This is a genomic window from Amorphus sp. 3PC139-8, from assembly GCF_040750475.1.
In the GTDB taxonomy this organism is placed as follows: domain Bacteria; phylum Pseudomonadota; class Alphaproteobacteria; order Rhizobiales; family Amorphaceae; genus Amorphus.
On sequence record NZ_JABJVY010000025.1, the window covers coordinates 75,854 to 87,110 of the forward strand.

6 protein-coding genes are annotated in these 11,257 nt (G+C 65.2%); 4 read left to right on the forward strand and 2 right to left on the reverse strand.

Going from position 1 to position 11,257, the window contains the following annotated elements:
* Nucleotides 1-670: 670 nt before the first annotated feature.
* Complete coding sequence (gene gltB, locus HNS03_RS20265; protein ID WP_367197875.1) at nt 671-5,335, forward strand: glutamate synthase large subunit; 4,665 nt, start codon at nt 671-673, stop codon at nt 5,333-5,335.
* 211 nt (nt 5,336-5,546) lie between these two features.
* Nucleotides 5,547-6,971 carry a glutamate synthase subunit beta gene (locus HNS03_RS20270; protein ID WP_367197867.1) on the forward strand — a complete coding sequence of 475 codons (1,425 nt, stop codon included), beginning with the start codon at nt 5,547-5,549 and terminating at the stop codon, nt 6,969-6,971.
* Between the two features lie 27 nt (nt 6,972-6,998).
* Here HNS03_RS20270 and HNS03_RS20275 read toward each other — a convergent pair whose 3' ends face one another.
* Nucleotides 6,999-7,658, reverse strand: a complete 660-nt coding sequence (locus tag HNS03_RS20275; protein WP_367197868.1) for a glutathione S-transferase family protein — start codon at nt 7,656-7,658, stop codon at nt 6,999-7,001.
* Nucleotides 7,659-7,749: 91 nt separating this feature from the next.
* Here HNS03_RS20275 and HNS03_RS20280 point away from each other — a divergent pair, with 91 nt between their 5' ends.
* Entirely contained in the window at nt 7,750-8,241 is a 492-nt protein-coding gene (locus HNS03_RS20280) for a winged helix-turn-helix transcriptional regulator (RefSeq protein WP_367197869.1), read from the forward strand.
* A 19-nt stretch (nt 8,242-8,260) separates the two neighbouring features.
* Here HNS03_RS20280 and HNS03_RS20285 read toward each other — a convergent pair whose 3' ends face one another.
* Nucleotides 8,261-9,943 (reverse strand): acyl-CoA dehydrogenase family protein, encoded by a 1,683-nt coding sequence (locus HNS03_RS20285; RefSeq protein ID WP_367197870.1) that lies wholly within the window; start codon nt 9,941-9,943, stop codon nt 8,261-8,263.
* A 230-nt stretch (nt 9,944-10,173) separates the two neighbouring features.
* Here HNS03_RS20285 and HNS03_RS20290 point away from each other — a divergent pair, with 230 nt between their 5' ends.
* Nucleotides 10,174-11,103, forward strand: a complete 930-nt coding sequence (locus HNS03_RS20290; protein WP_367197871.1) for a YihY/virulence factor BrkB family protein — start codon at nt 10,174-10,176, stop codon at nt 11,101-11,103.
* Nucleotides 11,104-11,257: the final 154 nt, after the last annotated feature.

Consider the following 11,257-nt stretch of genomic DNA (forward strand, 5'->3'; position numbering starts at 1 on the left):
TCCTCCCTTAAGCGGCGGACCCTTTGCAGGGCCGGCTCCGACGTTGGCGCGCATTATGCGAATCCGCCCCGGCCACGTCTACACGTGGCGGCGGCTTGCGCGAACCAGTCGCGGAGAAGAAAGTCGTGGCATCGGTTTGGGTGCGAACTCCGGCTCTGCGGCCACTTGGCGGGCTGAACGGCACGGAGACTTACACAAGATCTTGCGGTCGCGGCCCACTTCTGGCACCTTTCGCGCTCGCATTAGGACAGGACTACTGTCGTAAAGTGGCCGGATCACGCGTCGGGGCTGGAATTTCGCGCGGACCGGTTGGATGATGGCAGGAGCCGATGGCTCGGCGCCGACGTGGTTTCAGATACGTCAGTGCCGAACCCAAACGGAACGTCAGCGCGAGCGTTTCCGAAGCGATGGCTGAATTCGCGCATTGCACCGGCACCGGTCGACCGATCGATCGAGCCGCAATCTCCCGGGTGGAGATGCGACCCGATGACGGAGGTCGGCCGGACGCCCGCCGTCAGGGCCTTCGCGGCAGCAAGACCGCACGGTTCTGGCTCTTTGGAAAGCGAGTGACAGGGCGGATCTGGCCGAGGGCCCGATTGCGCGCGGCTCCAGACGAGGCATGCGGACCATGAGTGAGAGAAGAACGGGTGACTATGGCGGCGTTGCGGCGATGAATGCGGCGACCCGTTCGACCACTTCCCACGATGCTCGGTCTCAAGCCGCCAAAGCCGGGCTCTACCGTCCCGGCAAGGAGCATGATGCCTGTGGCGTCGGCTTCGTCTGCGATCTGCACGGCCGCAAGTCCCACCGCATCGTGGAGCAGGGCCTGGAAGTCCTGGTCAACCTGACGCACCGTGGTGCCGTTGGGGCCGATCCGCTGGTGGGTGACGGCGCCGGTATGCTCTGCCAGATCCCGCACGGCTTCTACACGGAGGTTTGCGCGGAGCTCGGCTTCACGCTGCCGGAGCCCGGCCAATACGCCGTCGGCATGGTGTTTATGCCGAAGGACGACGCGCTGCGGGCCCACTGCGAGGAGATCATCACCCAGGCGGTCGAGAAGGAAGGCCATTCGCTGATCGGCTGGCGCCGGGTGCCGGTCGACAACTCCGGCCTGTCCTCGCTCGTGACCGATGTGGAGCCGGTCCACACCCAGGTCTTCATCGGACGCGGCGAGGCCGATGTCGACGACGAGACCTTCGAGCGTCGCCTCTACATCCTGCGCAAGGTCATCTCCAACACGATCTATCGCGAGACCGAGGGCGAGGAGACGGACTTCTATATCGTCTCCATGAGCTCGCGCACGGTGGTCTACAAGGGCATGTTCCTGGCCCACCAGCTGGGCAGCTACTATGACGACCTGACCGACCCGCGCTTCGAATCCGCGATGGCGCTGGTGCATCAGCGCTTCTCCACCAACACGTTCCCGTCCTGGCGGCTTGCCCACCCGTATCGGATGGTTGCCCACAACGGCGAGATCAACACGCTGCGCGGCAACGTCAACTGGATGGCGGCGCGTCAGGCGAGTGCGGAATCGGAACTCTACGGCTCCGATATCAGCAAGCTGTGGCCGATCTCCTATGAGGGACAGTCCGACACGGCGTGCTTCGACAACGCGCTGGAGTTCCTGGTTCAGGGCGGCTACTCGCTCGCCCACGCGGTCATGATGCTGATCCCGGAAGCCTGGGCCGGCAATCCGCTGATGGATGACGACCGCAAGGCCTTCTATGAGTATCACGCAGCTCTGATGGAGCCGTGGGACGGGCCGGCCGCCGTCGCCTTCACCGATGGTCGCCAGATCGGCGCCACCCTCGACCGCAACGGCCTGCGTCCCGCGCGCTACGTGGTCACCGAGGACGGCCTCGTGGTGATGGCGTCGGAAGCGGGCGTGCTTCCGATTCCGGAAGAGAAGATCGTGTCCAAGTGGCGGCTACAGCCCGGCCGCATGCTCCTGATCGACACCGAGGAGGGCCGTATCATCTCCGACGAGGAGGTGAAGCGTCAGCTCGCCACGGCCAACCCCTATCGCGAGTGGCTCGGCCGCACCCAGACGGTGCTGGAAGAGATGGTGCCGGTGCGCGGACGCACGCCGACCACCAACGAGAGTCTGCTCGATCGCCAGCAGGCGTTCGGCTACACCCAGGAAGACCTGAAGTTCCTGCTCGCGCCGATGGCGACGATCGGCCAGGAGGCGATCGGCTCGATGGGGACCGACACGCCGCTGTCGGTGCTCTCCGACCGGCCGAAGCTGCTCTACACCTATTTCAAGCAGAACTTCGCCCAGGTGACGAACCCGCCGATCGACCCGATCCGCGAAGAGCTCGTCATGAGCCTGGTGTCGTTCATCGGTCCGCGGCCGAACCTGTTCGACCTCAAGGGGCTGTCGACGCGCAAGCGGCTGGAAGTGCGCCAGCCGATCCTGACCAACCATGATCTGGAGAAGATCCGGGAAATCGGCGACATCGCCGACAACCAGTTCCAGACCATTACGCTCGACTGCACCTATTCCGCCCAGTTCGGCGCCGACGGCATGGCGGCGGCGATCGAGCGGCTGTGCGAGCGGGCGGAGAAGGCGGTTGCCGACGGCTACAACATCATCATCCTGTCGGACCGGCTGGTCTCGAGACAGCGGATCGCGATTCCCGCGCTGCTCGCCACCGCGGGCGTGCACCATCACCTGATCCGAAAGGGGCTTCGCACCTCGGTCGGTCTGGTGGTGGAATCGGGCGAGCCGCGCGAGATCCATCATTTCTGCGTCCTCGCCGGCTACGGCGCGGAGGCGATCAACCCCTATCTCGCCTTCGAGACGCTGGCGGCGATGAAGTCGGGCTTCCCGGAGGAGGTCGACGACGAAGAGGTGGTGCTGCGCTACATCAAGTCGATCGACAAGGGCATCCTGAAGGTGATGTCCAAGATGGGCATCTCCACCTACCAGTCCTATTGCGGCGCGCAGATTTTCGATGCCGTCGGCCTGTCGGACGAACTCGTCGACCGCTTCTTCTTCGGCACGGCGACCACCATCGACGGCATGGGTCTTGCTGAGATCGCCGAGGAGACGGTGCGCAGGCATGTCTCGGCGTTCGGCGAGGATCCGCTTCTGGTCCGCACGTTGGAGACCGGCGGCGAGTACGCCTATCGCACCCGCGGCGAGCAGCACATGTGGACGCCGGAGGTGATCGCTCACCTCCAGCACGCCGTGCGCACTAAGCAGACCGACGAATATCTGACCTACAGCCGGCTCGTGAACGAGGAGGCCGGACGCTACACGATCCGCGGTCTGTTCCGTCTTCGGCCGGCGGAGGAACTCGGCGCTCAGCCGGTGCCGATCGACGAAGTCGAGCCGGCGGTGGAGATCGTGAAGCGGTTTGCGACCGGGGCCATGTCGTTCGGGGCGATCTCCAAGGAGAGCCACGAGACGCTGGCGGTAGCCATGAACCGGATCGGCGGCAAGTCGAACACCGGCGAGGGCGGCGAGGAATCCGACCGGTTCCTGACGCTTCCCAACGGGGACTCCAAGCGCTCCGCGATCAAGCAGGTGGCGTCCGGCCGGTTCGGCGTGACCACGGAGTATCTGGTCAACGCCGACCAGATCCAGATCAAGATGGCCCAGGGCGCCAAGCCGGGCGAGGGCGGTCAGCTTCCCGGCCACAAGGTCGATGCCATCATCGCCAAGGTGCGGCATTCGACGCCGGGCGTCGGCCTGATTTCGCCGCCGCCGCATCACGACATCTATTCGATCGAGGATCTGGCCCAGCTCATCTTCGACCTGAAGAACGTGAACCCGGAAGCCGACATCTCCGTGAAGCTCGTGTCCGAGGTGGGCGTGGGCACGGTTGCGGCCGGCGTCGCCAAGGCGCGGGCGGACCACATCACGATCGCCGGCTACGAGGGGGGCACCGGCGCCTCGCCGCTGACTTCCATCAAGCACGCCGGCAGCCCGTGGGAGATGGGCCTGGCGGAAGCGCACCAGACTCTGGTGCTCAACGGCCTGCGATCGCGCGTGGCGCTGCAGGTCGACGGCGGCATGCGGACCGGCCGCGATGTGGTCATCGGCGCCATCCTCGGGGCCGACGAATTCGGCTTCGCGACGGCGCCGCTGATCGCGACCGGCTGCCTGATGATGCGCAAGTGCCACCTGAACACCTGCCCGGTCGGTATCGCCACCCAGGACCCGGTGCTGCGCAAGCGCTTCAAGGGCACGCCCGAGGACGTCATCAACTTCTTCTTCTTCGTCGCCGAAGAGGCGCGCGAGCTGATGGCGAAGATGGGGGTGAGGACCTTGAACGAGCTGATCGGCAAGACCAAGCATCTCGACCAGGCCAAGCTGATCGACCACTTCAAGGCCAAGAGCCTGAATTTCGAGCGGGTGTTCTTCCAGGCGGAAGCGGCCCGGCCGGAGGACCTCTATCACACCTCCCATCAGAGCCATCCGATCGCGGAGGTGCTCGATCGTACGCTGATCAAGCAGGCGGTGTCGGGCATTGCTCATGCGACGCCGGTGAAGATCGAAACCAACGTGACCAACGTCGACCGCTCGGTGGGCGCGATGCTGTCGGGCGAAATCGCCAAACATCACGGCCATGACGGGCTGCCGGACGACACCATCCACATCACGCTCACCGGCACGGCGGGACAGGCGTTCGGTGCCTGGCTGATGAAGGGCGTGACGCTGGAGCTGATCGGCGACGGCAACGACTATGTCGGCAAGGGCCTTTCGGGCGGCAAGATCATCGTGCGGCCGGCGGACAACGTGCAGTTCGTGCCGGAGAACTCGATGATTGTCGGCAACACCGTGCTCTATGGCGCGATCGAGGGCGAGTGCTACTTCCGTGGCGTTGCCGGCGAGCGCTTCGCGGTGCGCAACTCCGGCGCGATCGCGGTGGTGGAAGGCGCCGGCGATCACGGCTGCGAGTATATGACCGGCGGCGTGGTGGTCGTGCTCGGCCAGACCGGGCGCAACTTCGCGGCCGGCATGTCCGGCGGTGTCGCCTACGTGCTCGACGAGGCCGGCGACTTCAAGGAGCGCTGCAACCTCGCCATGGTCGATCTGGAGCCTGTGGTGGAGGAAGACGACCTCCTGGAGAAGCTGCACCACCATGGTGGTGACGTGGAAACCAAGGGCCGCGTCGACGTCTCCAGCGATATGACCCATCACGATGACGAGCGGCTGCGCATGCTGATCGCGGCGCATGTGCGCTATACCGGCTCGACCCGCGGCCAGATGATCCTCGACAACTGGGAGACCTTCCGGCCGAAGTTCGTGAAGGTGATGCCGGTCGAGTATCGCCGGGCGCTTCGCGAGATGGAGCAGGCGCGCGTCGGCGTGGCGGCCGAGTGAGGCGGCAGCCGTGCCTGAACGGTTGGCCGTCCTCCTCGGGGGACGGCTGATCGCCGATCAATGAACAAGCTGGGCCAGCGGCCATTCAAGCCGGAGGCGCCGATGGTGTCGGCACCTTCGGGACTGGACTGCTGGCGTCTTAGACTTCATCCAACTAAAAGTGCGTTCGACCGAAGCTGACGGCGGGCGTGGGTAAGGTGGGATTGACCGAATGGGTAAGGTGACGGGTTTCCTCGAGATCGACCGGCAGGAGCAGAAGTACCAGCCGGCTGCCGACCGCGTGCGCCATTTTCGGGAATTCACCCTGCCGCTCACCGATCCGGAGGTGCAGCGCCAGGCGGCGCGATGCATGGACTGCGGCATTCCCTATTGCCATGGACCGCAAGGGTGCCCGGTCGACAACCAGATCCCAGACTGGAACGATCTGGTCTACTCCGGCGACTGGGAGAATGCGGCGTTCGACCTGCATTCCACCAACAACTTCCCGGAGTTCACCGGCCGTATCTGCCCCGCCCCGTGCGAGGAGGCGTGCACGCTGAACCTGGAAGACGTGCCGGTCGCCATCAAGACGGTGGAACAGGCGATCGCCGACAAGGCTTGGGCGAACGGCTGGGTGCGGCCGCAGCCGCCGACCCATCACACCGGCCGCAAGGTGGCGGTGATCGGTGCCGGTTCGGCCGGACTCGCCGCAGCTCAGCAGCTCGCCCGAGTGGGCCACACGGTCCATGTCTATGAGCGCGAGCCGAAGGCCGGTGGCCTGCTGCGCTATGGCATCCCCGACTTCAAGATGGAGAAGCACCATATCGAGCGCCGCGTGCGCCAGATGGAAGCGGAGGGCGTGACCTTCCACTTCGGGGCCAATATCGGCGTCTCCACCACCATGCAGGAGCTGATCGACGGCCACGATGCCGTGCTGATCGCCTGCGGCGCGGAAAAGCCGCGCGATCCCGGCCTGCCGGGCATGGAGCTGTCCGGCGTCCACTACGCCATGCCGTTCCTGGTGCAGCAGAACCGTCGCATCGGCGGCGAGCCGATCCACGAGGCGCCGATCCTCGCCGGCGGCAAGCACGTCGTGGTGATCGGCGGCGGCGACACCGCGTCGGACTGCATCGGTACCTCGTTCCGCCAGGGCGCGCTGCGCGTGACCCAGCTCGACATCCGCCCGATGCCACCGCTGAAGGAGGACAAGCTGACGGTCTGGCCGTATTGGCCGACGAAGTTCCGCACCTCCTCCAGCCAGGCGGAAGGCGCCGAGCGCGAATTCTCCGCCGCCACCCTCGGCGTGGTCGGCAAGAACGGGCGGGCGACCCATGTCCAGTGCTCGCGGGTGGACGAAAAGCGTGCGCCGATCCCCGGCACAGAGTTCCTGATCAAGGCCGACCTGGTGCTGATCGCTATCGGCTTCACCGGTCCGGCCGAGGGCACCTATCTGGAAGAGCTCTCCGGGCTGGAGCGCGACCGCCGCGGCAACGTCGCCGCCACCATGACCGACTACAAGACCAACATCGACAAGGTGTTTGCAGCCGGCGACGTTCGGCGCGGCCAGTCGCTGGTGGTCTGGGCGATCAAGGAAGGCCGCCAGGCGGCCCGCTCCATCGACGAATATTTGATGGGCTCGTCGACGCTGCCGAGGTAATCGGGCCCCTGAAGCTTTTGGGCTGAGTTAATCCCGCTCGGGTGTGCCCAGCGGGAAATAGCTCCGGTACGGCCGACCGCCCTCGACCGCGCGTGCAAATGACGGGCGGGCGAGCAGGCGCGCCCGGTATGCGCGGACAAGGGGGTAGCCCTCGGGGATCGGATAGGTCCAGTCCGCATAAAAGAGCGAAGGTGCGGCTGCGCAATCGGCCATCGTGAAGTCCTCGCCCACGGCCCATGTGCGCTCGGTGAGCGCGCCTTCGAGCCAGCCGTAAGCCCTCTCGAGACGCTCTGTGGCGATCGCAAGTCCCGCTTCGGTCGACATGGGCAGCCGATCGATTGCCGCTTCGACGGCGACCTGCATGGCGTCCATGACGTGGTAATCGAAAAAGCGATCGAGAAAGCGAACGTCGAGCGCGGCCGCAGGATCGTCCGGGAGAAGCCGAACGGGTCCAGGGTGTCTCAGATGAAGGTGCTCGATGATGATGGAGGATTCCACAACCGTGCGATCCCCGTCGACCAGCAGCGGAAACTTGCGCAGGGGCCAGCGGCGCAGCCATTCGGCGGTATTCTCAGACTGATCCGGTTCAATCAGCTGGAATTCAAACGGAGTCTCGTTCTCGTAGAGCGCGATCAGGACCTTCTGTGTGTAGGAAGAGAATGGGTGACCATAGAGCGCGAGAGACATGGCGGACCTCCAATCCACTTGCATATTGCAACTGGATGAGGGCTAAATCATCAACTTGCGTTTTGCAAGTAGTTCCTCCGGAGTGAGTCGCATGTCGCAGAAAGGTCGATCGGGCTGTCCGATCAATCTCACCCTCGAGCACCTCGGCGACCGCTGGAGCCTGATCGTCATCCGCGACGTCATGTTCGGGAATCGGCGCAGCTATGGCGAGCTCTTGTCCCGGAACGAGGAGGGCATTGCCTCCAACATCCTCGCGGATCGGCTGAAGCGGCTTGTCGAAGCCGGCCTCTTGGACCGCGCACCAGACCCGTCTCATCGGCAGAAGGCGATCTACAGCCTGACCGAGGCATCAATCGAGCTCGTGCCGTTGCTCGCCCACATGGGAGCGTGGGGCATACGTCACACGCGGCCGAGCCGGGAGCTTTCGGTGCGTGCCGAGCTTCTGGAGGAAGGCGGGCCGGAGCTCTGGGACGCTTTCATGGATGAGCTGCGCCACCTGCATCTGGGCGCACCCAAGCCCGAGCGCTCCGTCTTCGGCGAGCTGCGGGCCGCCTATGAGGAGGCGATGGCGGAGCGGGAATGAGCGGAGCAAAATTCTCCAATCAATTCGTCCCGTCCAACAGCCTCCGCGCGATCACCTGAGCCTGGATCTCGCCGGCACCCTCGAAAATGTTGAGGATGCGCGCGTCGCACAGCACGCGGGAGATCGGATATTCCAGCGCGAAGCCGTTGCCGCCATGGATTTGCACGGCGTTGTCGGCCGCGGCCCAGGCGACGCGGGCGGCGAGCAGCTTGGCCATCCCCGCTTCCAGGTCGCAGCGCCGGCCGGAATCCTTCTGGCGAGCGGAGAAGTAGGTAAGCTGACGGGCGATCGCGATTTCCACCGCCATCATCACCAGCTTGTCGGCCACTCGTGGGAAGGCGACAATCGGCTTGGCGAATTGAATCCGCTCGCGGGCATAGCGCAGCCCCAGCTCGAACGCACACTGGGCAACGCCGACGGCGCGCGCGGCGGTCTGGATGCGGGCGGACTCGAAGGTCTGCATGAGCTGCTTGAAGCCCTGGCCCTCGACTCCGCCAAGGAGCGAGCCCGCAGGGACTTCAAACTCGTCGAAGGCGATCTCGTATTCCTTCATGCCCCGGTAGCCGAGGACTTCGATCTCACCCCCGGACATGCCGTCGGCCGGGAACGGGTTGTCGTCGCTGCCGCGCGGCTTTTCCGCCAGAAGCATCGACAGGCCACGATAGCCCGGATCTTCCGGGTTGGTGCGCGCCAGCAGCGTCATCAGGTCGGCGCGGACGGGATGGGTAATCCAGGTCTTGTTGCCGGTGACCTTGTAGACGTCGCCGTCCTTCGTCGCCCGGGTCTTCAGCGAGGCGAGGTCGGAGCCGGTGTTGGGCTCGGTGAACACGGCCGTCGGCAGCACCTCGCCAGAGGCGATCTTCGGCAGCCAGTGCGCCTTCTGCTCCTCCGTGCCGCCACCCAGGATCAGCTCGGCGGCGATTTCGGAGCGGGTGCCGAGCGAGCCGACTCCGATATAGGCGCGCGACAGCTCCTCGGAGACCACGCACATGGACTCTTTGCCCAGCTCCAGGCCGCCATAGTTCTCCGGGATGGTCAGGCCGAAGACGCCGAGCTCCGACATCTTCGCCACCACATCCATCGGGATGTAGGCGTTTTCCAGGTGCCAGTCGTGCGCGTAGGGGACGACCTCAGCCTCGGCGAAGCGGTGGATCTCGTTGCGCATCGCCGAGATGGTCTCGTCCAGCCCGAGCGCGCCGACGGGCTCGCCGACATCGTGAGCTTTCAGGATATCGGCCAACGCGGCGCGGGTCTCGCGCGTGTTGCCGGAGGACAGGAACCAGCCGACGGCCTCGCTGCGGGCGGCCGCGATGTTGGCCTCGTCCAGGCCGAGATCGGCAAGCCGGATGATCTCGCCCTGGTTCATCGGAATGCCGCCGAAGACCTGAGCCAGATATTCGCCGAAACCGACCCGCACGATCAGCCCTTCGACGGCGGTGAGGCGACCTTCATCGCTCAGCCGGGCGGCGTAGTCGGCAAGCTGGCGTAGCGCTTCGGCATAGGTGGACAGCCAGGCGAGGCCGTGGACGGCGTGCTGCTCGGCTTCCAGCCGGGTCGGGTCGATCTTGCCGTCGACCACGAGCCGTTCGCGCACCGCGCCTTTCGCGCGCACGGCAAGCCCGTCGATGGCCGAAACGGCCTCGCGGGCGCGCTCAATGAGCGCCTCATCGGAAATCTCGGTCGCGAGACCTTCGGCGAGCATGGCAACCTCCCAGCCAACCCACGTTTTCGAGCACGAGTACAAGCTCGATCGCGGGAGAAAATCGATCCGTCGACCGATCCCGCCTCTGAAATCCGGCCCTCTCCGAACCAGGCGCGGTGTGGCATCGACACGAGGAGACGATATAGACAGGGCACGGGTCGGGGCAAATCTTATTGTGCACTGCGATGGGACCGGCCGGGCAGGGCAACGGGAGGTGCGACGGGAAGGTGATGGCGTTTCGACACTCCTTCGGGTCATGGAGCGATCGGGCCGGGCGGGCAGTCCGCCGGATCCCGGTGCTTGGCGCCACCTGGTCGGTGGTGGCGAGCGCCGCCGTGCGCTTCAACGTCGACGATGGATGGGCGATCGCAAGCCACGTCGCGCTGTCGATGCTGTTGTCTCTGTTTCCGTTCCTGGTGATTCTGGGAACGCTCGCAGCCCTGGTGGGAACGCGGGAAATGGCGACGGAAGCCGCCCAGCTGGTGCTGTCCACCTGGCCGAAAGGAGTGTCCGATCCGATTTCCAGCGAGGTCAATGCCGTGCTGGAGCGCCCACGCAGCGGCTTGCTCACGCTCAGCTTTCTGGCCTCTATCTGGGTCGCCTCCAACGGCATCGAGGCGCTCCGGCTGGCGCTCAATCGCGCTTATCGCTCGAGCGAGGACCGCAATCCCGTGTTTCGCAGGCTCCAGAGCCTCGCTTTCGTGGCCATGGGCTCGATCGCGCTACTGGTGGTCGGGTTGCTTTTGGTGCTGGGGCCGATCGTTTGGTCGACGGCACTTAGCTATGTGCCCTGGCTCGGCAGCTTTTCCGGCGTGTTCCATTTCGGCCGATTTTTTCTGGCTGCGATGATCTTGGTGATTGCATTGATTGCCGCGCACGTCTGGCTGCCGGCCGGCCGGCGGCGCTTCGTGGACCTGCTGCCGGGCATTCTGGCGACGCTGGTGCTGTGGATGGCGGGCGCGGCGGGCTTCGGCTACTACCTGAAGGATTTCGCCAACTACGCTGCCACCTATGCCGGGCTCGCCGGGGTCATGACCTCGATCGTGTTCCTCTACCTTTCCGCAGGACTGTTGATCCTGGGGGCGGAGATCAACGCCGCGCGGCTGCGCTATCTCGCCAACCGCGCGCTGCAGCCGCCACCGGAACCTCGATCACGGTGAATTCGGCTTTCATTGGCCCGAGACCCTGGGGAGCGGGATGCGGGCGGAAAACCGGTGCCCACTTTTCCTCATCCCGCAAGATCAACCCCTTCGGACCGAAGGGATAAGTTGATCGCCTTTCATTCTTAGAGCGGGATGCGGGCGGAAAACCGGT

Coding starts and splice junctions, on each gene's coding strand:
- gltB (WP_367197875.1), top strand. CDS start 671: ATGAATGCGGCGACCCGTTCGACCACTTCCCACGATGCTCGGTCTCAA.
- HNS03_RS20270 (WP_367197867.1), top strand. CDS start 5,547: ATGGGTAAGGTGACGGGTTTCCTCGAGATCGACCGGCAGGAGCAGAAG.
- HNS03_RS20275 (WP_367197868.1), bottom strand. CDS start 7,658: ATGTCTCTCGCGCTCTATGGTCACCCATTCTCTTCCTACACACAGAAG.
- HNS03_RS20280 (WP_367197869.1), top strand. CDS start 7,750: ATGTCGCAGAAAGGTCGATCGGGCTGTCCGATCAATCTCACCCTCGAG.
- HNS03_RS20285 (WP_367197870.1), bottom strand. CDS start 9,943: ATGCTCGCCGAAGGTCTCGCGACCGAGATTTCCGATGAGGCGCTCATT.
- HNS03_RS20290 (WP_367197871.1), top strand. CDS start 10,174: ATGGCGTTTCGACACTCCTTCGGGTCATGGAGCGATCGGGCCGGGCGG.